This is a genomic window from Ostreibacterium oceani, from assembly GCF_009362845.1.
In the GTDB taxonomy this organism is placed as follows: Bacteria; Pseudomonadota; Gammaproteobacteria; order Cardiobacteriales; family Ostreibacteriaceae; genus Ostreibacterium; species Ostreibacterium oceani.
Genome location: NZ_WHNW01000006.1, coordinates 1 through 19,907, shown reverse-complemented (window position 1 = coordinate 19,907; position 19,907 = coordinate 1). Strand labels below are relative to the sequence as shown.

At 45.4% G+C, this 19,907-nt stretch carries 18 protein-coding genes and 1 pseudogene; 10 read left to right on the top strand and 9 right to left on the bottom strand.

Going from position 1 to position 19,907, the window contains the following annotated elements:
* Positions 1 to 77 precede the first annotated feature (77 nt).
* A complete protein-coding gene (locus GCU85_RS06150) occupies positions 78 to 1,748 on the bottom strand; it encodes a glycosyltransferase family 2 protein (protein WP_152810311.1) in 1,671 nt (556 codons plus the stop codon).
* Positions 1,749 to 2,219: 471 nt separating this feature from the next.
* Between GCU85_RS06150 and GCU85_RS06145 the strand changes: the two genes are divergently transcribed.
* Together GCU85_RS06145 and ung are read left to right on the top strand one after the other, a co-directional pair.
* A complete protein-coding gene (locus GCU85_RS06145; protein WP_218110576.1) occupies positions 2,220 to 3,716 on the top strand; it encodes an O-antigen ligase family protein in 1,497 nt (498 codons plus the stop codon).
* Positions 3,703 to 4,398, top strand: a complete 696-nt coding sequence (gene ung, locus GCU85_RS06140) for a uracil-DNA glycosylase (RefSeq protein ID WP_152810309.1) — start codon at positions 3,703 to 3,705, stop codon at positions 4,396 to 4,398. Before GCU85_RS06145 ends, ung begins: the two co-directional genes overlap by 14 nt.
* Positions 4,399 to 4,509: 111 nt before the next feature.
* Here ung and folP read toward each other — a convergent pair whose 3' ends face one another.
* The 3 genes from folP to rlmE form a co-directional block, all read right to left on the bottom strand.
* Complete coding sequence (folP, locus tag GCU85_RS06135; RefSeq protein WP_152810308.1) at positions 4,510 to 5,337, bottom strand: dihydropteroate synthase; 828 nt, start codon at positions 5,335 to 5,337, stop codon at positions 4,510 to 4,512.
* Positions 5,338 to 5,569: 232 nt separating this feature from the next.
* On the bottom strand, positions 5,570 to 7,495 hold the full coding sequence (gene ftsH / locus GCU85_RS06130; protein ID WP_328592804.1) for an ATP-dependent zinc metalloprotease FtsH: 1,926 nt from the start codon (positions 7,493 to 7,495) through the stop codon (positions 5,570 to 5,572).
* Between the two features lie 100 nt (positions 7,496 to 7,595).
* Positions 7,596 to 8,228 carry a 23S rRNA (uridine(2552)-2'-O)-methyltransferase RlmE gene (gene rlmE, locus GCU85_RS06125; protein ID WP_152810307.1) on the bottom strand — a complete coding sequence of 211 codons (633 nt, stop codon included), beginning with the start codon at positions 8,226 to 8,228 and terminating at the stop codon, positions 7,596 to 7,598.
* 77 nt (positions 8,229 to 8,305) lie between these two features.
* Here rlmE and GCU85_RS06120 point away from each other — a divergent pair, with 77 nt between their 5' ends.
* Positions 8,306 to 8,599 (top strand): YhbY family RNA-binding protein, encoded by a 294-nt coding sequence (locus GCU85_RS06120; protein WP_152810306.1) that lies wholly within the window; start codon positions 8,306 to 8,308, stop codon positions 8,597 to 8,599.
* Between the two features lie 223 nt (positions 8,600 to 8,822).
* Here GCU85_RS06120 and GCU85_RS06115 read toward each other — a convergent pair whose 3' ends face one another.
* The gene (locus GCU85_RS06115; RefSeq protein ID WP_152810305.1) at positions 8,823 to 9,602 is read right to left on the bottom strand and encodes a response regulator; all 780 of its coding nucleotides are present in this window, start codon (positions 9,600 to 9,602) and stop codon (positions 8,823 to 8,825) included.
* A gap of 371 nt (positions 9,603 to 9,973) precedes the next feature.
* On the opposite strand from GCU85_RS06115, the gene coaBC reads away from it, so the two are divergent.
* The 5 genes from coaBC (at position 9,974) to GCU85_RS06090 (ending at position 14,640) form a co-directional block, all read left to right on the top strand.
* Positions 9,974 to 11,176 (top strand): bifunctional phosphopantothenoylcysteine decarboxylase/phosphopantothenate--cysteine ligase CoaBC, encoded by a 1,203-nt coding sequence (gene coaBC / locus GCU85_RS06110; protein ID WP_152810304.1) that lies wholly within the window; start codon positions 9,974 to 9,976, stop codon positions 11,174 to 11,176.
* A 64-nt stretch (positions 11,177 to 11,240) separates the two neighbouring features.
* Positions 11,241 to 11,729, top strand: coding sequence for a dUTP diphosphatase (dut, locus tag GCU85_RS06105; RefSeq protein WP_152810303.1), 489 nt, complete (start codon positions 11,241 to 11,243; stop codon positions 11,727 to 11,729).
* A gap of 88 nt (positions 11,730 to 11,817) precedes the next feature.
* Positions 11,818 to 12,621 (top strand): acetylglutamate kinase, encoded by an 804-nt coding sequence (gene argB, locus GCU85_RS06100; RefSeq protein ID WP_152810302.1) that lies wholly within the window; start codon positions 11,818 to 11,820, stop codon positions 12,619 to 12,621.
* A gap of 299 nt (positions 12,622 to 12,920) precedes the next feature.
* Complete coding sequence (gene msrP, locus GCU85_RS06095; RefSeq protein ID WP_152810301.1) at positions 12,921 to 13,889, top strand: protein-methionine-sulfoxide reductase catalytic subunit MsrP; 969 nt, start codon at positions 12,921 to 12,923, stop codon at positions 13,887 to 13,889.
* A gap of 202 nt (positions 13,890 to 14,091) precedes the next feature.
* Positions 14,092 to 14,640, top strand: coding sequence for a protein-methionine-sulfoxide reductase heme-binding subunit MsrQ (locus GCU85_RS06090; RefSeq protein ID WP_218110575.1), 549 nt, complete (start codon positions 14,092 to 14,094; stop codon positions 14,638 to 14,640).
* A gap of 51 nt (positions 14,641 to 14,691) precedes the next feature.
* On the opposite strand, the gene metA is transcribed toward GCU85_RS06090, so the two are convergent.
* The 3 genes from metA to pyk form a co-directional block, all read right to left on the bottom strand.
* The gene (gene metA, locus GCU85_RS06085) at positions 14,692 to 15,756 is read right to left on the bottom strand and encodes a homoserine O-succinyltransferase MetA (protein WP_152810299.1); all 1,065 of its coding nucleotides are present in this window, start codon (positions 15,754 to 15,756) and stop codon (positions 14,692 to 14,694) included.
* 156 nt (positions 15,757 to 15,912) lie between these two features.
* The gene (locus GCU85_RS06080) at positions 15,913 to 16,722 is read right to left on the bottom strand and encodes a EutP/PduV family microcompartment system protein (RefSeq protein WP_152810298.1); all 810 of its coding nucleotides are present in this window, start codon (positions 16,720 to 16,722) and stop codon (positions 15,913 to 15,915) included.
* Positions 16,723 to 16,914: 192 nt separating this feature from the next.
* Complete coding sequence (gene pyk / locus GCU85_RS06075; protein WP_152810297.1) at positions 16,915 to 18,357, bottom strand: pyruvate kinase; 1,443 nt, start codon at positions 18,355 to 18,357, stop codon at positions 16,915 to 16,917.
* A 106-nt stretch (positions 18,358 to 18,463) separates the two neighbouring features.
* Between pyk and fur the strand changes: the two genes are divergently transcribed.
* Both fur and GCU85_RS06065 read left to right on the top strand, forming a co-directional pair.
* Positions 18,464 to 18,880 carry a ferric iron uptake transcriptional regulator gene (gene fur / locus GCU85_RS06070; protein ID WP_152810296.1) on the top strand — a complete coding sequence of 139 codons (417 nt, stop codon included), beginning with the start codon at positions 18,464 to 18,466 and terminating at the stop codon, positions 18,878 to 18,880.
* 81 nt (positions 18,881 to 18,961) lie between these two features.
* On the top strand, positions 18,962 to 19,810 hold the full coding sequence (locus GCU85_RS06065) for an acyltransferase family protein (protein ID WP_152810295.1): 849 nt from the start codon (positions 18,962 to 18,964) through the stop codon (positions 19,808 to 19,810).
* Here GCU85_RS06065 and GCU85_RS10460 read toward each other — a convergent pair.
* Positions 19,796 to 19,907 (bottom strand): annotated as a pseudogene (locus GCU85_RS10460) (IS30 family transposase); the annotation flags it as partial. The gene GCU85_RS06065 and the pseudogene GCU85_RS10460 overlap by 15 nt on opposite strands.

Below are 19,907 nucleotides of genomic sequence, written 5' to 3'. Positions count from 1 at the left end.
AATTAATGCGTAGCAGTTTGATGCTTCGCAATGAATACTCACTAGAACATCTGTTTTATTCATTGTTGCAAGGCAGGTTAATCCCTGCCTTTTTTATCCATACAATCTTTATCCATACAATCTTTAGCCACGCTAACTTTAGCAATATGTCCATCAATCCCCTGCGTCACTTTTATCGTATTACTGGCTAATGTTTGTGCCAACTGTTGCCGATTGTGTTCAGCTTTCTGTGTATCGATATTGCTCGCATGCCATAAATGCAAGACACTGGCCGAAAAACGCGCCGCACGACGTTTAACTCCGTTACGATAAAGTCGAATCACCAGATCAGAATCTTCATATCCCCAACCTGTAAATCCCTCATCAAATCCATTGACCGCCAGCAAATCTTGTCGAAAAATCGCCACATTACAGGTCTTCACCCCTTTCCAGCGTCGGGGGAAAAAATCTCTGAAAAAACCTAACGGCAAATAAAGTTGTTTAATTTTTTGTGGCAAGGTTAGCGTCACTTGCCCACGCCAGTCAGTTGATGGCATGGATTCTGATGGCATGGATTGCAAAAATTCGTTGGTTTGCGCCGTTGAAAGCATCACACGATTTCCCGCATTCAGATGCCCACGCTTAGCCAGACAGTAGTGATTCGCGACAAAATCATTGGGCAAAACACAATCCCCATCGATGAAAATCAACAAATCCGTATTGGCAGCGGCAATGGCTTTATTGCGAATACGTGCAACCTGAGTCGCCTGAGCCTCATCATCAGCCTGCCAAATAGGTTTAATCGTCAACGCACTACTGGCTTGAAAAGCCTCGATACAGTCACGGGTTACCTGCCCTGAGCCGTCATCAGCGATAATCACTTCATCAGGGCATTTAGTTTGTCGCTCAATACTATTCAGCAACCGCGCCAATCCCTGAGGCCAATTACAAGTCGAGACAATAATACCGCACGTTGGGACATGTTGATGCTGGTTAAATCTCCTCAGCAGGTGATACTTAATAAACGTACCTTTTGCATTAAGGCAAGCCAAAACCAATCCATGCTGTCCATCAAATAGCCCCCGCTGCACCAAATAAGTGCGCAAAAAAGTCCAGGCACTACTCAAAAACGGTCTGATAGCGAGACAACTCTTACCATTTTTCCATTTATTTTTAGCACCAAGCTCAGCGTAGCGATACATTTTTTGACGTGCTTGATCGATGGTTTTAATGGAATAATGGATTAGCGGGGTTTTTAACTTCCCTACCGCCTGTTTAGACTGGTTAGGGTGATTGAGCTGGATGGATTCATGTACCAAATCCTGACTAAACGCAGCAGCCTCGCGATGAAACAGGCGCAAAACATAATCAGGATACCAACCACTAAATCGCATGAATTTTCCACAAAATGACGACCGACGTGGGATTTTGTAGGCGATGGGCGCTTCGCTTGAATCAGCACAAACCACGCTAACAATCTCCTGCTGCAAGGTATCAGGAACGCGTTCGTCGGCATCAATAGAAAGCACCCAAGGCTTTGTCGCCAAGCTAAGTGCAACATTTTTTTGCGGGCCAAAACCCGGCCACGGCCGATTGACAATTACTTTGTCTGCATACTGCTGGCAGATATTGACCGTATCATCCTGACTACCAGCATCGACAACAATCACCTCCCCTGCAAACCGAACCGCTGCTAGGCAGTCAGCAATCTCGTCTTCGTTATTGAGCGTGATGATGATGACCGATAAATTTTCTACCCGTTGCTGCATAATATAAGCCTCTAAAAATCAAACTGTACCAGTTAGCCAATTATAATGCGCCTATTATAATGCGCCTATTATAATGCGCCAACCAGCAATGTGCTAATCGGCAATACCGTGCCTTTGTCTCACCTATATTAAACAGCAGTCAATCGTTACGGCGCACTGTACTTAATAGCTCGCACTTAATAGCCCACACTCGACAGGCCGCACTCAATGTGTATAAATCCTGTCGCATAAACCCTGTCAAAAACACCATAAATACGATAAAATAACAGTCACGGCTGTAGATTTTCTAGATTTTCTTAGGCTAACTATGCTGACTCACTGGTTGTTTCCATGCGAGTTGTCCATGTGAGTTGACTAAGTTGACTGGGTTAGTTTTCATAGGCAAGCTGCGCCATAACCGCAAGATTCACAATAACACCTTTTCACAATGACCCTAAATAATTTGTAGTAATGACCCTTGTGCCACATTCTATGCCTTTATCGCCCACCGCATCAGTTAGCCAAAAAATATCGAACTGGATTATTCCGATGGGTGTTTATTGGTTAACTGGGCTTTTCATGATGACTGCGATTGTGATGAAAAACGGTAGCCAACCCATTGCATTTTTATTGTTACTAACTGTATTTCCTGCGTTTTTATTGCAAATCAAGGGCATCAATCTAAAGAACACCAACCATCACCCAGCCCCTTGGTCTCAAACATGCATACCTCAGTCATGCATACCTCAGCCATACAGACTTTGGACACTCATGTTTTTGATGCCACTAATGACGTCGTTACCCCTTGCCGTCACAAGCCAAACAGGCATGCCATTAGACGCGCCTGCGCGTTATCTCGCCGCGTGGATTGTTTTTATCGGACTGGCATACTATAGCAAAAAAAACATACCACTGATAAACCCTTGCTGGTTATTACGCGCAGCCAGTATCGGCGTTATTATACCTATCGTATGGCAATTCCCCATGATTACCAGCGAAGCGCGAGTCAATTGGGGTGTCGGTCATCTCGATTCTGCTTACATTGGTGTTGCACTGATGGCATTATCTATTACACAACTGTCGCTTGACAGATCCTTAGTCTGGCGCTGTATCGGCGTTATTGGCGCTAGCTGTGCGCTTCTCCTCATCATCAAAACAGGTACTCGAGGAGCGTGGCCTGCCATTATTCTCGTTTGTTTATTGCAACTTATTTTACTGCCGAGGCGCAACAAACCAAGGCTATTGAATCTATTCCTATTTATTATCGTATTAATCACGGCTTTTTCACTCTCTCCTATGATCAAAACACGTATTGGACAAGCCACCAATGACATTTCTGGTTACACCAACGACAACAACCGACAGACTAGTTTAGGGATACGCTTTGACTATTGGCAAGTCGCAATGATGGCATTCAAAGAAAGCCCCATCTTGGGTGTCAGCTACCCGCGGCGTGGCGAATTGATGCAAGCCTATATCGAGAAAAACCCGGCCAGCCGTGGCATTGGCACCAGTGGACGAAGCTCATCGCATAATGAAATCTTGCAGACGCTATCGACCAAAGGGCTGGTGGGACTTGCTTCATTGCTATTGCTGTATTTTGTGCCACTGGTGTTTTTTATTCGCCACTACTGGCTTGCCAAAAAACAGCAAAACAGCCAAGCCAGTCAAACCAGTCAAGCCAAAGCACCAGACTCACCACAATCCTGCGACCAAAATCAGCGCAACTTGCGTTATTTGAGCATGGCGGGAATAAGCATTGTGGTTGCTTTTGCAACTTGTGGACTCACCGAAGCCCCTCTATTTAACGTGCGCTCTGCCACTTTTTATGGCTTTACCCTCGTTTTTTTATACCATGCGATAACGCAAATCAATAGCGCATTATCGACACAGCAATGTAGCATATCCACTATCGATTCAAATAAAAATTCAGCGACAACTTCATCAACAACGACATCCGTATCGAAGCAGGAATATGCAAACGCCTGATAAAATAGCCCAGCAACCACTTAGCTGGTCAACCGTACTCGCTGAAGCCAAGCGGTCAGAGGCATTCAAAACGGTGACCGCCTTCGTCAATACCGCCCGTCAACAAGGCAAAACCATTTATCCTGCGCAATCAGACGTCTTTAATGCCTTTCGTTATACCGAATATACGGACGTAAAAGTGGTCATTTTAGGCCAAGATCCTTATCATGGCCCCAATCAAGCCCACGGTCTGGCCTTTTCCGTCAGGAAAAATCAAAAAATCCCACCCTCACTACGCAATATCTACAAAGAACTATGCGCGGATATCGGCGGAGAAATGCCGCATCACGGTGATTTGAGCGCTTGGGCAAAGCAAGGCGTCTTGCTACTAAATACCGTGCTTACTGTCGAAGCACACCGCCCCAACTCGCATAAAAATAAAGGCTGGGAAATCTTTACCGAAGCAGTGATTAAGCAATTAAACCAGGCACCGCAGTCCATCGTCTATCTATTATGGGGCAGTGCTGCTGAACAAAAATCTCAGCTTATCGACAAACGCCATACTATGTTAAAAGCACCACACCCCTCACCGCTTTCGGCTTATCGTGGTTTTTTTGGTTGCCGTCATTTTAGTCGCACCAATGCCATCTTAGCGGCGCAGGGACAGCAACCGATTGATTGGAATCCAACGCGGCAAAGCTGATAGATAACCGCCAATAGATGACCACCAATTGACGACTGACAAAAGATAATCTTATTGCATTCAAATGGTTTGGCGTGGTTTGGCGATTTATTCAGCGAATCTTTGCCGTCATCATGACAGCGGATAAGTGGCATTTAATACCGATAGTGCGTCTTTAGTCGCCTTTACATCATGCACACGGATAATACGCGCACCGTTTTGCACGGCAATCAATGCCCCCGCCACGCTTGCGCTTGTTCTATCGGCTGCCATGTCGCCTAATACGTGCCCCAAAGTTGATTTTCTTGATAACCCAAACAACACTGGATAGTGCGCCGCAAACGTATCAATATGGGCCAAGAGCTGCATATTTTGTTTAGGTGTTTTGCCGAACCCAAACCCTGGGTCAATCACAATCCGATTCTGATCAATGCCATGTTGCTTTGCTAGCTCAGCTTGTTGTTGTAAAAAGGCCAGCACATCGGTGACGACCGCTTGGTAACTGGGATTGTCCTGCATCGTCTGCGGCAGTCCTTGCATATGCATAATGCAAATAGCGGCCTTTGATGCAGCAACCGCCTGCCATGCCCCACTTGCAACAAACCCTCTCACATCATTAATCATATCAACCGAGTGCGACAAAACCGCGCGCATCACTTCAGGCTTATTCGTGTCGATAGAAACGCAACAATTAAACCGTTGTTGAATGGCCTCTATCACTGGCAACAACCGCGACAACTCGGTCTCAACGTCAATCAGCTGTCCGCCTGGGCGGGTTGATTCTGCACCAATGTCGATAATATCGGCACCGTGGGTGAGCATTTCTTCGACGCGAATGAGTGCAGCATCTACCGATTGGTAACGCCCACCATCAGAAAATGAATCTGGGGTCACATTGAGTATCCCCATGATTTTTGGAACAGATAAGTCTAATTGAAATCGCCCTGCTGCTAATATCATCTGTCTCTACACTCGTTTAATTCATATATTTCTATGGGGGCAAGCTCTGTTAGGGGTAAGCCTCATCAGCGTTATCCCTATTAGGATGTAGACCGATAAAAAGCGAGCCCTGTTCCCGTTCCAAAGCTCGCTTTTCACTTATTCACTCAGTCTATATCAGTCGGTCAATCTAACCTATATTCCATCAATGGGGCATCCATTTCATTGGTGTGCCTCATCCTAGCAATCAAACTCAGTGCACCGTTGAAGGAATGTTTTCTTCTGCCGTATCAGTCTCTGCCGTATCAGTTTCTGCAGACTCGGCACTCGAGTCATCGTCACTATCATCATCATCGTAATCATCAGCAGACTTGACGGCACGCCTTTCCATTAAATCATCAATTTGATTGACGTCTATGGTTTCATACTTCATCAACGCTTTCGCCATTTCATGTAATATGTCTAGATTCTCTTGCAAAATAGTCAACGCTTTATGATAATTTTCATCCAAAATGCGGTGAATTTCCTCATCAATGACTTTTAACGTTTGGCCTGATGCTTTGAGCTCGCTCTCATGCTCACTGGTCGTAAACATCTGAGGCCCTAGCTTATCTGACAGCCCCCATCGCTCAACCATATTGCGGGCAATCGTGGTTGCACGGGCAATGTCATTCGATGCCCCTGTGGTAATTTCATCTTCGCCGTAGATTAACGCCTCGGCAATACGCCCACCAAATAACGTGGCAATATTGCTTTCTAGGAAAGTTTTTGAATGCGAATATTTATCACTCTCGGGCAAAAACATGGTCACACCAAGCGCTCGTCCTCTAGGAATAATCGTCACTTTGTAAACCGGGTCGTGCTTGGGCATTAATCGTCCGACAATCGCATGACCTGCTTCATGATAAGCAGTCATCAGTTTTTCATCTTCGCTCATTGCCATCGAGCGGCGTTCAGCGCCCATTAAAATCTTATCTTTTGCCTTTTCGAAATCGGACATTGTCACGGTTTTAGAATCTCGGCGCGCCGCGAACAACGCCGCTTCGTTGACTAAATTTGCCAATTCTGCACCTGAAAAGCCTGGTGTCCCACGGGCTAATAATTTTGGTCTCACATCAGCACTCAACGGGACTTTTTTCATGTGAACTTTCAAAATCTCAAAACGGCCTTTGATATCAGGCAACGGCACCACGACTTGGCGATCAAATCGACCAGGCCGAAGCAAGGCTTTATCTAGTACATCAGCACGGTTAGTCGCCGCAATTACAATAATACCTTCGTTGCCTTCGAACCCGTCCATTTCCACCAGCAATTGGTTTAGCGTTTGTTCGCGTTCATCATTGCCGCCGCCCATACCTGCGCCACGGTGCCGACCAACGGCATCAATTTCGTCAATAAAAATAATACACGGGGCGGTTTTTTTCGCCTCGGCAAACATATCACGCACTCGCGCGGCACCGACCCCAACAAACATCTCGACAAAGTCCGAACCCGAAATAGAAAAGAAAGGAACTTTCGCTTCGCCAGCGACTGCTTTTGCCAATAAGGTTTTACCTGTACCAGGCTCACCTACCATCAGCACACCGCGGGGGATTTTACCGCCTAGACGGTTAAATTTAGCGGGGTCTTTGAGGTAGTCGACCATTTCAACGAGTTCTTCTTTGACCTCATCAATCCCTGCAACGTCTTTGAAGGTGATTTTGGATTTATCGGGATCAATCAATCGGGCTTTGCTCTTGCCAAACGAAAAAGCACCGCCACCACCTTTGCCACCACCTTGCATTTGGCGTGAAAAATAAATAATAATCCCCAAAATAAGCAAAATTGGCAATAAACTGAGGAGGATTCGACTCAATAGGCTTTCTTTGGTTCGCTCTTTACCTGCAATCTCAACGCCATTAGCACGCAACACAGGGATTAACTCGCTAGTATCCAGCGCCTCTGGATTATAAGCATAGTAATTGCCACCATTTCGACCCGTGTAATCAATACGAAACTCTTCTAAATCAAACTTAGCCGATTTTACCTCGCCATTATTGACCGCGTCTAAAAACTGAGAGTAGGTTTGTTCTTCGGTACGCGTACCACTTTCGGATAAATTCTTTAAACTGTTGAGTAAAGACAAAACGACCACGATCATCACAATCGTAAAAATGGCTTGTTTTTTTGAGTTATTCACTAATATTGCCTCGGTAAGCTATTTTAAACTATGCTTATTATGCCCTAAATCGCGCATAAATTTAACTGCTTTTTAGTTAACTGTTGTTTAGTTTTTGGATTTAGCGGTTATTGGCTCGAAACCCACGTGCTAACAAATAGGTCTCAATACTTCTTGTGCGCGACGCTTTAGGCTTACGAATAGCTACGTTATCAAAATCTTGGCGCGCTTGCCGCAGTAATTCATCAAACCCCGTGCCTTGAAACACTTTGCACAAAAAACCACCGTTTGGCTTTAAATAATTAATCGCAAAATCATACGCCAACTCAACCAAATACATACTTTTGGGTTGATCGACGGCCTTGATGCCACTCATGTTGGGCGCTATGTCAGACAACACCCAGTCAATACCATGATAAGGCGCAATCGTTTGCATCAATTTCTCCAGTGTCGCTGCTTCACGAAAATCACCCTCAATGAACGCCACATCTTCAAGTGGTGCCATCGGCAATATATCCAATCCAACCACCGCCCCTTGTTTACCGACGAGTTCTACGGCATACTGCGACCATCCACCAGGCGCTGCCCCTAGATCCACCACCACTTGACCTGGCTTGATTAATTGATTACGCCCTTGAATTTCAATCAATTTATAAGTCGCACGCGAGCGATACCCGTCTTGTCGTGCTTTTTGCACAAATTCGTCCTTGAAGTGTTCCTTTAACCACTGTTTGCTACTTTTACTCTTTGCCATAATATTTTATTTGATTTTTTTTCATACTTCACTAACAATAGCAGACCACATTCGCTACATTATGCAGGAAATTCACCATGCTTTCAAATCCACAAGTACGTCATTTACGAAGCCTTGCCCATCACTTAGACGCTATGCTGCAAACAGGCGACAAAGGACTCACCGAAGCGGTACAAAAAGAAATCAGTATCGCGTTAAGCGCCCACGAACTGATCAAGGTTAAACTCAATGCCGAACGCGACGAAAGAGCCGCGATGACTGACGAAATTGTTGCTTGGCAACAATGCGAACTGGTTCAATCTATCGGAAAAACCATCGTTTTATACAAACACAATAGCAAAGCCCCTAAAATCACACTACCGAAAGCTTAGACGAAAGCTTAGACGAAAGTTTAGTCAGAACTTCGTCAGAACTTAGGCGCTAATTTAGGCGCAAGCTAAGCCGACAGGTCATCAGTGACGACCTCGGCGTGTTTAGTGACGTGTGCTCAAGCGTAACGCGCCACTAATGCCACTAATGCCACTAATGCCACTAATGCCACTAACGCCACTAACGCTACTAACCTATTATGATTTATGGTAGTGATGAAGCGTTTTACGTTTTAAGGGCGAGATAAACTACAAAAAATAAACTCACCAAAGCGACCACACCCGCCGCAAAAGCGACCAAGCCGATTAACTTTAAATCACCTCGCGTATTTTTAAGCTGACCGCGCAAGTCATTTTCTATGCGTTTACGCTCTAACTCTTCTTGAGAATGCGCCAGTTTTTGGTTTTCCACTGCTTGCAACTCTTGAAATAAAGCGGCGATTTTTTGCTCCATTTCACGCTTGATGCTTTCATTTTCTTTGCGCTCTTTCATCACGATACGCGCAAGGTTTTTGGTTCGGTTTTCTAGCAATCCAATCATTTCCGTGTGCTCGCTACTAGTCATCGTACTGTCTGCTGACTTTTCTGCCGACAACGCGGCCGTATTTGAATATTTTTGCATACTATCTGCGATAATCCCCGCATTCAATGCCGCCAATACATGGTCTAGCCCTTCGCCACTGGCGGGTTTAAATAGATAAGCTTGGGCCCCACTCTCAATCGCTTTGCGCTGCGCATCTACTGACAAGTCACCCGAATACATCGCGCAAGGGATATGGTTTAATTTAGGGTCGGATTTGATTTGCTCTACGCCTTCGAAGCCACTGCGTTCAGGCATCATCACATCCATGAAAATAGCATCAACGGTGTTTTGGCTCAAAACGGCCAACGCATCATCCACCGATTCAGCCTCTAGCGTTGCCATACCCTTTTCATTTAGTAATCGTGACAACGTTAACCGCGCGAGGCGAGAGTCATCCACGATTAGTACTTTGTTTATTGCCATTGTTGTTTTACCTTATCATGCTAAAATGTGATTGAATCATTCGCTTAATGGGTCATCGATTGGGTAGTAGCGTTGGGTAGCCGCATCTGGTAGCAGCACTTAGTAGCAGTACTTGCTGGCACTAACGCGTCTGGCTAACACCACTGAGTAATATCGACTCCTCATCCTCCACACATTCCATGGAGCAAGTTGGCGTTGGGTGTGTTTTAGCGCTTTGTTTTTACCGCTGTTTTTAACGAATAAGCATATAATAAGCATATAGCCTTATTCCTGTAACAACAAACTTAGCGTAATCACGCGCAACGACATTAAGCAACAATAAATTAATGTTATTCTAATGCAAATGTAATCATTTAGGTAGGAAAAATTCATTGAAAAAAATATTGATTGGCGTAACAGGCAGCATTGCAGCCTACAAAGTCGCAGAATTAATCCGCTTACTCACACAGTCTGGTCACGAGGTTCGCGTTGTCATGACGGCATCCGCAACACAGTTTATTACGCCGTTAACGTTACAAGTCCTTTCGGGGCATAAAGTCCGCACCGCACTGTTTGATATTGACCAAGAAGGCGAAATCGACCATATTTCTCTTGCACGGTGGGCTGACTGTATTTTAATCGCGCCATGCACGGCCAATTTTATCGCCAAACTCACCACTGGCATGGCTGATGATTTGTTATCCACGCTGTGTCTCGCGACGCAATCACCGATTACGCTAGCGCCTGCAATGAACCAAGCCATGTGGCATCACCCTGTAACACAAGCCAATATCAACCAGCTCACGCAACACGGCATACAAATCATTGCACCCGCATCAGGCGAACAAGCCTGTGGTGAAATAGGCCCAGGGCGCATGGCTGAACCTACCGACATTTTTAACCAGATACATCAAAATCACCAACCATTACTCGGCAAACACCTGATGATTACCGCAGGCGCAACCATAGAACGCATTGATCCAGTGCGCTTTCTTAGCAATGACTCATCGGGCAAAATGGGGCTTGCGCTCGCGCAAGCGGCCTATCATATGGGCGCTAAGGTGACGCTAATTGCAGGCAAACTACACACACCGCCACCCGCATACTTAAACTGTATTACGGTAGAATCAGCTAGAGATATGCTAGCAGCTGTCATGGCACAGGTAGACCATGCCGACTGGTTTATTGCAACAGCGGCGGTGGCAGATTACGGCATAGACAGCCCCATGCCACAAAAAATAAAAAAACAAGGCGACAACAACCTCACCCTAACACTCAGCCAAAACCCTGATATCTTACAAACCGTTTGTCAGCTTAAAAATGCCCCTTTTACCGTTGGTTTTGCCGCAGAGACTGAGGCCGTCATAGACAATGCGCGCGCTAAACGCCTAAAAAAAGGCGCCGATTTAATTTGTGCAAACGATGTATCCACACGCGATATGGGGTTTAATAGCGATGACAATGCGGTTACTGTGATTGGTGAGGGTTGGGAAAAAAGCTTACCCAAAGCCAGCAAAGCCCAGTTAGCCTATGATATTTTACTCGCTTGCATTGAATACCATACTGCGCACAGCGCTACATACCGTAAACCGTAAGCTATCCACTGCCAATCATTCATAATTCATCATTCATCACTCACTCTAACACTGACAAGTTACCATGAAAAAATTAGCCATTAAAATTCTCGACAACCGCCTCGGCACTCAATTTCCCTTACCCGCCTATGCCACAGCAGGCGCTGCGGGATTGGATTTGCGCGCCTTACCCGAAACCGATTTAACCATTACCCCAGGTGAGACACAACTCATTCCAACAGGGATGGCTATTCATATCGCTGACCCCAACTACGCAGCAGTCATTTTGCCCCGCTCAGGCTTAGGACACAAACACGGCATTGTTCTTGGCAATTTGGTGGGTCTGATTGACTCTGACTATCAAGGGCAGCTATTCGTCTCTTGCTGGAACCGTAGTGACAAACCTTTTGAATTACAAGTGGGTGACCGCATTGCGCAACTGGTTATCCTGCCCGTTGCACAGGTAGAATTCGACCTCGTTTCCGACTTCTCTGACTCTGACCGAGGGGATGGTGGCTTTGGCTCCACAGGAATAAAGGACCGTTCCACAGAAATAAAGGACACACCTAAATAGTCCTTGGTCTCAGCCTATTTCTTGTCCCGAAAAACGCCCCTTTGTCAAAGCCCTTTATCAACGCATTTAATCCGCACCCTACTCAAACATGTCGCACATAAAAATCGCTGTCATCAAATTTGGTGGTAACGCACTAACCGCTGAGTCTATCCAACAATTCAGTCAGGCCATACACCGCATTACCCAGACGAACACGACCCTCTACCCTGTTATTGTCCACGGCGGTGGCCCACAAATCGACACCTTACTGAAAGCATTATCACTAGACGTCCAATTTGTTGATGGCCTGCGCTACACCAACCAAGACACGCTTGATGTTGCCGAAATGGTCCTAAGCGGTCAAGTGAACAAGCAACTGGTGACAGGCATCAACGCACTGGGCGGACACGCCGCTGGACTGAGTGGCAAAGACGGCCCAACAATACTCGCCGAAAAACGCCAACAAAACGCACAAGGCCAACCCATTGACTTAGGCTACGTCGGACACATTAAGCAAATACAGACGCATTTGCTAACGACATTGATTAACGCCCGCTTTATCCCGGTGATTTCACCGCTTGCGCTAGGCCTTGACGGCAATACGTATAATGTCAACGCCGACGACGCCGCAGCAGCAATTGCCAAAGCACTCAACGCAACGCATTTGGTTATGATGAGTAATATCCCAGGACTAATGGATGCGAATCAACACGTCATCCCTCACATTAACTGTGCGCAAATTGCAGACCTAGTCAAGCAAAAAATCATCCACAGCGGCATGATACCCAAAGTCTACGCGGCAATGGACTGTCTATCAGCCGTCAACAAAGTCCACATCATGGATGGTCGCCAGCCTGCACAATTAGCTCAGTTACTCGCAGGCGAACCAGTGGGCACGACCATTACTGCATAAGTGTTACTTGCCAGCTTGCAATGGCTGATTTAAAGTCCGATACTCAATTCACAACGAACTAACAGCCCATGCCAACAAACAATACAAAGCAAACAATACAAAGCAAATAATGCAAATCAATATAGTGCAATAATGCAAAAAACAATGAAACCAAACGATGACTCGCTGCGTATTATTAGGTATTATGCGTATAAATCAAGTTGATTGCGCTTATGTTGCGCTATCGCTATATGCCACCTAAATAAAGTAAATAAAACGCCTAACCAAAGCGCCTAACCGTTCGTTACGAGGATAAAACCATGTCTCAGCCATTTCGCACCAAAAAGATTACTGCCAAAAAAATTGCTTCCAGCGAAATCACATCAGAAGCCGATTACCGCGCGCGCCGTCGTTTTATGCAACAAGCCATGTTACTCGGCATGGGTACTATCGCTGCACCGATGATTCAGACCAGCCACGCACAAGCCAGCAAGCCCGATGCGATTGCGGATTTAAAAAAGTCACTCACCAGCTATGAACACATCACCAACTACAACAACTTCTATGAATTTTCAACGGGTAAAGAGGCGGTTGCAGAACTCGCAAAAGATTTCTCAACCGCTAATTGGACACTGCGCGTCGATGGCGAATGCGATGCCCCCAAAACATGGACATTAGAAGCACTCGCCCAAATGTTTGCCAGCGAAGAACGCATTTATCGTTTTCGTTGTGTTGAGGGCTGGTCTATGGTGATTCCTTGGCAAGGGTTTGAGCTCAATAAATTACTCAAATTAGCCAAACCCAATTCACGAGCTAAGTACGTGGCTTTTGAAACGCTTGTTGACCCAGAGCAGTTTCCGAATCAACGCAAAGGGCTTTTCAATCGGACAGGCATTGATTGGCCCTACCGTGAAGGACTTCGGATTGACGAAGCAATGCATCCACTGACCTTAATCGCTGATGGCCTATACGGCAAACCAATGCCCAATCAAAATGGCGCACCGTTACGGCTTGTCGTGCCATGGAAGTATGGGTTTAAGAGCATAAAATCCATTGTTGGCATTCGTTTTGTAGAAAAAGAGCCGCACGCAACTTGGAATCAAATTAACGCCCGCGAATACGGCTTTTATTCAAACGTCAATCCCAACGTTGATCACCCGCGTTGGAGCCAAAAAAAGGAACGCGTCATCGGCGGTGGACTATTCAAAATCCCAACGCAATTATTCAATGGCTATGCAGATGAAGTCGCTGATTTGTACCGCGGCATGGATTTGACCAAATATTACTAGGCCTAGACCTATCTTTAATTTGATTTGATTTGATTTGATTTGATTTATCGTATCGCTTTATCGCTTTATCGCGTTACAAAGATGCCATCGATTAGCGCCGTCCTACGCCAATACAACACCTATGCCAATAATAAAACGACCCACTGCCACTACACTAAAAAAGATAACGCTCTTTGTCCTATGTTTAACGCCCTTTTTGCTGATGGTTTATCAGCTGTTAGCGCAACAACTCGGTGCAGAACCTGTCGATAAGATGCTGCAAATTACGGGTGATTGGGGATTGCGTTTTTTGTTGATTACTTTGGCCATTACGCCTATTCGGCAACGCCTGAAAAAAAACTGGGTGACCTATCGCCGCATGTTAGGGCTTTTCGCCTTTTTTTATGCCTCCTCGCATCTATTGATTTATGTGGCGTTTGAACAGAGCTTTAATCTTATGGGCGTATTGCACGAAGCCATCGAAAAGAAATACCTTTTTGTCGGCATGAGCGCATTGCTGCTGATGACCCCGCTCGCGGTGACTTCCACCAAACGCATGATGAAAAAACTAGGCAAGAACTGGACTCGGCTGCATAAGCTCATTTATCCGATTACCGCCTTAGTGATTTTGCACTTCACTTGGCAGGTAAAAAGTGATTATACTGAACCAGTTATTTATTCCTTGTTGTTTATTGGCTTATTACTGCTGCGCAAACGTGCAAAAAAATCAACGCCGCAATCAAAGCTTAGAAAAAATCAGATTAATCATTAGCTGATTTATACCAGCCATTCACGCCAGCCATTCGCGCCAGCAACAAAGGCCTCAGCGATACCAACGTGCTAGTGGGTCATCAGGATCAACACCCGCCATAAACCACTGCGCGCGATCAACGTGGGTAACCCGATAAACTAACCCAATCCAATTGCTAAAAATCGCCTTGGCAGTGTCTCGCCACGTATTATCGATTGCCGATAGTACATCGCTATCAGGAAAGTCGGCAACTGCCACGGCATTTTTGATTAATTGCGCGCGAAAGGTTTGCAATTGGTCTTGGACGTTAGGCGATAAATAGCCATGCGGAAAATCGGGGTAATCCGTGCGCTCCCCACTGACAAACCGTAAAATTTCACGCTTATACTCTTTTAACAAACTGGCGGTGTCGTATTCAGGGTGCCCTTGGCAAAATACTTGACGAAAGCCGTCCCGTGAAGTCGCCAAAGCAACGCCAGCGTCTTCCCCAGTGACTAACAGTTTTAGGTTATTGTCGATAAACGCCTGCGCGGACACGTCGTTAAAGCGCGAATGCGGCATATCAAACCGCGTATTAATATTTGCCACCAACGGGTGCTGACCCTCTGCAACGCGATGCGAAAATATCCCCCATAGCTTGGCTGGCAAAGGCTGACGGTAAATATTATATTGTGCCTGCAATACCGCGTGAGTTGCCAAACAAGAGAAAAACACCGACACCACATTGTGTTCAGCCCATGAAAATATCTCTGTCGCATGCTGCCAGTAGGCTTCTTGTGTCAAATCCGAGAGCTTGGGGTTTGCACCTGTCACGATAATGGCATCTAAGCCTTGTGACTTGATGTCTTCAAACTCCTCGTAGTATGCTGCCACATGTGCGCTGATTGCTGGATTTCGCTCAATACCAAGACAACGAATCGGATGAATATAAATCTGCACGATACTGGTTGCGGCACTAACTAGGCGAAAAAATTGGCGCTCAGTCGCTAAAAAAGCGGCATCTGGCATCATATTCAAAAATCCGATATGCAATTCACGAATATCTTGGTGCTGCGCGCGTTCCTGCGATAAAACGTCTATTCCTTCTTGCGCGATGCGCGCCAGCGAAGGTAAATCATTATAGGCAACAATTGGCATGATACACTCTCATTATCTTTTCATACTCTCATTCATACTCTCATATTCAATAACAACGCATTGCGACTGACAGTGACTATGACCGCGGCGATAAACGTGGCGATAAACGCGACTAACAATATCGCTTAATTTTTGATTAGCGGCAAGCTAATGTCGCTAACGTTGCTCAATTAACGCCAAAAAATCTTTTTCATCGCGCACGGCAAAAATATCTTTGGCGTCTATAATTTTCCCATAACGTTCGGCGATAGACAAATAACGCTGACTGCGGTGCTGCATGAGTTTGGGCACCACGTAACGAATAAATTCATCAGGGACGGCGGCATCGATATGGGGCAAGCCAACTTCATCTACGTAAGTTTTAATTTGTTGACGAATAAAATCATTTTTATAATACAATGGCTTAGGGTAATCCAGCGCACGTTGTGTAATATCGGCAATCATTTCATCATCGGCGTGCAGATAGATGATTTGAGTTTCTCGGCTCACGTACTCAATCGCCGCCTCGTCATCTAATTCACAAATACTCCCACCCGCATCATGTAAAAAGTAGTCGTAGCCGTATATTGATTGCGCCCGTTGCTTAAAATAACCAATATCGTAAGTTGCCGCGACTTCAGCACGATGATGAAGCGCCTGTCGCTGCTGAAAAGTTGCCAATGGCGTACCACCTAGCGCCGTTTTCCCCAATTTTCCAATAAACGCCGACACCACCGCTAAATTATCAATACTGACGTTAGGGGTCACAGAGACCGAATCACTTTTTAACAAGCCTTTCAACACGGCTGATTGCATGGCTTCGTGTTTTAAAAAGTCACCAATCGCATCCGCTAAATAGTGTGTTGCAATACGATAGTCGCCCGAGTAATGAAACCACTTATTACGCGGTAGCTTTCTTGATAACGTTGTTTTACCGACACCAGACATCCCCATGATGGTTAAGGCCTGTTTTTGTTTTATTGGCATGACGCTCACCTTATTCGCTCTTTTTTTTCAGTCAATCACTTACACTGTCTATTTACAACGGCTATTTACACTGACTAATTCCACACAAATATGCACACAGATTATCCATTTGCTGCGTGATGACTGAGTGTCTTAGCATGATACCGCCCATTAGATATCGCCCATTAGATAACGACTATTAGATACTGGCTATTAGGCAATAATTTGCGCCGAATCATCCGCACCAATAATCGCTAACCTGAGCGTGTTAGTCGTCCCCGATTGGCCGAATGGCACACCCGCTGTCACAATCACAGGACTGCCTTGCGAGCCGTAGCCTTTTTTCCTCACCGTCTCTGTCGCTGCCGCAACAATGGTTTGAAATCTGTCGACGTCTGGCATTAAACACGCATCAATGCCCCAGTGTAACTGCAACCTACGCGCGGTATCTTGGCTGGGTGTTAAGGCGATGAGTGGCGTTAGTGCACGTTCTCGCCCTAAACGAATGGCAGAACGCCCCGATGTGGTATAGCACGCAACAGCAACAATGGGCATGGCATTAGCAATGGCTTTTACCGCCAAAGAAATAGCGCCCTCTGAAGTCGTTACATGCCCAAAAGCGGCGTGTTTCATGTCAGAACGATAGCGCCAGTCTTTTTCCGTTTGGATGATCATACGATTCATAAATGAAACGGCCTCTATCGGGTATTTACCGATGGCGGTCTCCCCTGACAGCATCACGGCATCCGCGCCCGACGAAATCGCTGTATCAATATCGGTTGCTTCAGCGCGGGTCGGCACAGGGCTGTCAATCATAGACTCTAGCATTTGCGTGGCAATCACGATTGGCTTGCCGACTTCACGGGCTTTTTGCACGATGGTTTTTTGGATACTGGGCAATTCTTCAGGCGGGAATTCCACCCCCAAATCGCCTCGCGCTAACATAATGGCATCACTGGCCTCAAGAATGGCTTCAATATCATCAACTGCTGAGGGTTTTTCTATTTTGGCCAGAATATTAGCGCGATCCCCAACCATCTCACGCAGCCGATACATATCGCTGGCACGTTGCACAAAGGACAAGGCAACATAGTCAACGCCTTGTGACAAGCCAAATTGTAAATCGGTAATGTCTTTGTCTGTCAGTACCGATACGCTCAATACCGTATCGGGCAAGTTAATGCCTTTGTTATTTGAAATGGCCTTGCCATAAACATGCAAGCAATCAATCCGCTCAGGCGTCACCGCAGTGACTTTAAAACAAACGCGTGCGTCATCGACTAATAGCCTATCGCCTGGCTTTGCGCCTGAGAAAATCTCAGGGTGCGGCAAATAAACGCGGCTGGCATCGCCTGGTGTCGGATCACAGTCAAAGACAAAAGACTGCCCCGATGTTAGCGCCACTTGTTTATCAACAAACTGTCCCACGCGAAATTTTGGCCCCTGTAAATCTTGCAAAATCGCAATGGGGCGCTGGTGTTTTGCCTCAATTTCACGAATCGTTTTAATATTGATGGCGTGTTGTTCGTGGGTGCCATGGCTAAAGTTAAGGCGAAAAACATCAACACCCGCTAAAAACAAATGTTCAATGACGGCCGAGTCGCTACTCGTTAGCCCCAAAGTCGCTACTATTTTCGCAAATCGTTGTCTTCGCATCTCATCCTCCGACACCTGTTAATAGGTTTCAATTTTTAATTATTGCATTCTCGTTGTATTATATACAAGTCAAATTGATTAAGGGCAGTTAATCGGAAATTAATTTATGAAAGAACTCAAACAAGTGGGACTCAAAGTCACTATTCCGCGCGTCACCATATTGGAATTATTACAAAACGCGGACGATCATCATTTCAGTGCTGAAGATGTCTTTAGCACATTACGTGAGCGTGGGCACGACATTGGCTTAGCAACCGTCTACCGTGTGTTAGCGCAATTCGAACAAGCCGGCCTGCTGAATAAACTCAATTTTGAGAATGGGCAAGCCATGTACGAAATCGACACAGGCGACCACCACGACCACATTATTTGCACCAAATGCAACAAAATCATCGAATTTTTTGACCAAAAACTCGAAAATCAACAAACACAAATCGCCAAAGAAAACGGCTTTACGCTAGAAGACCACAATATGGTACTGTATGGCATTTGCCAGAATAAAAACTGTAGTAATAAAAAATAAAACATCCGTGGTACTATTTAATAAGCCTTAAACTCGCTTCACTAACGTCTCAGATAAACTCATTTCGAGGTCTTTTCCACTATGGCGACTGTAAAAAAACAAGAAAGTGCCACACTGTATGCTTTACGAGGCGTCGCTGCCTTACTCGTTTTCTTTGTGCATTTTTCGCATTATATCACACCGATTATCACCCCAATACAGTGGCTTTCTCACGGAGTGCCTATCTTTTATATTCTAACGGGCTACTTTACCTGTGTAACTTTACTTAGAAATAAGAACTTTTCCAAGGCAACTTTTTTAAAACGACGAGCAAGCGTTTTATTACCACCTTACTACCTTGTGTTAATCCTAACGGTATTGTTAATGAAGCCGTTTTATATCACCACAGAGCATGGCATTCATGTATTGCTTGCGCACATGTTTGCAGTCCAATCTTTTTTCCCTGGATTTGGCGGAGCAATTAACGGGACATTGTGGATGCTCAGTTATTCATTCTTATTCTATGTCATCGCGACATTTTTAAGCCCGTGGCTAAAAACAGCAAAGCATACTCTCATGATTGCCTTTGTGCTCATCACATTATCTATTATTTGGCGTAGCTACACTTTTTATTTTCATCCGGTAGAAGAACGTCCTTATTTGGGATTGGGATTCTTTACCCCGTTTGGCTACATCGCATTTGGTATGATTTTAGCCAGCATGCACTATTTTAAGCATATTAATCCACTGAGCTTTTTCCAAAACAAAAAAACCGTCATCATTTCAATCATTAGCATGACTATTTTTTTATTACTATTTACGCAATATCATTTTGTTTTGCATAACCACTACTGGGGTCGAGCGCACTCAATGATTGGCTATCCTTTATTACAAAGTTTTTATTTAAGGGCGGATTCCATTTGCAAGTGCAACGGTCTAACATCTAGATAATACCTCAAGTGGTGTTTGGTAGTCTAGTACTTTTCGGGGTCGGTTGTTTAATCTGTGTTCGATAAATTGTGTTTGCTCAAGCGTCACTGTGTCAAGC

Excerpts from the sequence above, each read along its gene's own strand:
- dut (WP_152810303.1), top strand. The coding sequence starts at position 11,241 with ATGAAAAAATTAGCCATTAAAATTCTCGACAACCGCCTCGGCACTCAA.
- rlmE (WP_152810307.1), bottom strand. The coding sequence starts at position 8,228 with ATGGCAAAGAGTAAAAGTAGCAAACAGTGGTTAAAGGAACACTTCAAG.
- GCU85_RS06065 (WP_152810295.1), top strand. The coding sequence starts at position 18,962 with ATGGCGACTGTAAAAAAACAAGAAAGTGCCACACTGTATGCTTTACGA.
- GCU85_RS06150 (WP_152810311.1), bottom strand. The coding sequence starts at position 1,748 with ATGCAGCAACGGGTAGAAAATTTATCGGTCATCATCATCACGCTCAAT.
- GCU85_RS06090 (WP_218110575.1), top strand. The coding sequence starts at position 14,092 with ATGGTTTATCAGCTGTTAGCGCAACAACTCGGTGCAGAACCTGTCGAT.
- GCU85_RS06080 (WP_152810298.1), bottom strand. The coding sequence starts at position 16,722 with ATGCCAATAAAACAAAAACAGGCCTTAACCATCATGGGGATGTCTGGT.
- argB (WP_152810302.1), top strand. The coding sequence starts at position 11,818 with ATGTCGCACATAAAAATCGCTGTCATCAAATTTGGTGGTAACGCACTA.
- GCU85_RS06115 (WP_152810305.1), bottom strand. The coding sequence starts at position 9,602 with ATGGCAATAAACAAAGTACTAATCGTGGATGACTCTCGCCTCGCGCGG.
- fur (WP_152810296.1), top strand. The coding sequence starts at position 18,464 with ATGAAAGAACTCAAACAAGTGGGACTCAAAGTCACTATTCCGCGCGTC.
- folP (WP_152810308.1), bottom strand. The coding sequence starts at position 5,337 with ATGATATTAGCAGCAGGGCGATTTCAATTAGACTTATCTGTTCCAAAA.
- metA (WP_152810299.1), bottom strand. The coding sequence starts at position 15,756 with ATGCCAATTGTTGCCTATAATGATTTACCTTCGCTGGCGCGCATCGCG.
- ung (WP_152810309.1), top strand. The coding sequence starts at position 3,703 with ATGCAAACGCCTGATAAAATAGCCCAGCAACCACTTAGCTGGTCAACC.
- GCU85_RS06120 (WP_152810306.1), top strand. The coding sequence starts at position 8,306 with ATGCTTTCAAATCCACAAGTACGTCATTTACGAAGCCTTGCCCATCAC.
- GCU85_RS06145 (WP_218110576.1), top strand. The coding sequence starts at position 2,220 with ATGCCTTTATCGCCCACCGCATCAGTTAGCCAAAAAATATCGAACTGG.
- pyk (WP_152810297.1), bottom strand. The coding sequence starts at position 18,357 with ATGCGAAGACAACGATTTGCGAAAATAGTAGCGACTTTGGGGCTAACG.
- msrP (WP_152810301.1), top strand. The coding sequence starts at position 12,921 with ATGTCTCAGCCATTTCGCACCAAAAAGATTACTGCCAAAAAAATTGCT.